1 protein-coding gene is annotated in these 570 nt (G+C 67.0%); it reads right to left on the bottom strand.

All coding sequences use genetic code 11. The features are described 5' to 3' along the window. Nucleotides 1-570 (bottom strand): Mu transposase domain-containing protein (locus AE618_RS28660; RefSeq protein ID WP_432704531.1); only part of this gene is annotated, 570 nt, incomplete at both ends.

Below are 570 nucleotides of genomic sequence, written 5' to 3'. Positions count from 1 at the left end.
ACTCGGCGTAGCGCCGATGCGCGCTGGGCATGTGATCGGGATCTGTGCCATGCCGGCGCCCGCCATGACGACGCTGGTGTGCGGCGATGCGCTGACCCCGGTGGAACAGCTCGATCGTCCGGGTCGTTGCGCGGATATCGACCTGCTCGCGGATCAGGCCATGGGGTACCGAGTAGAAGAAGCCGTCGAACTCGACATGATAATCGAGGGAGACCCGCGCCAGGCGCCATTCCGCGAACTGGTAGTCGGCGTCCGGTAGCAGCGCCAGCACGGGCCGCTCGACGGTCTCGAACAGATGCCGACGGCTGACGCCGAGCCTGCGCATGACGTGGGCGTTGATGCGCTCCACCATGGCGGCGATCGCGGCATTCGCCTCGGCCAGCGAGAAGAAGGTCTGCCGACGCAGCCGCCCAAGGATATAGCTCTGGGCGAAGCGCACGCCGGCTTCGACCTTCGCCTTGTCGCGGGGCTTGCGCGGGCGGGCCGGCAGAATGCCGACGCCGTAATGGGCGGCCATCATCCCGTAGCTGCGGTTGATCTCGGGATCGTAGAACGAGGCTCTCTGGACGC

This window comes from Allobosea vaviloviae, from assembly GCF_001298265.1.
Classification (GTDB): domain Bacteria; phylum Pseudomonadota; class Alphaproteobacteria; order Rhizobiales; family Beijerinckiaceae; genus Allobosea; species Allobosea vaviloviae_B.
The sequence above is the reverse complement of the archived record's forward strand: the minus strand, read 5'-3'. Positions and strand labels throughout refer to the sequence as shown.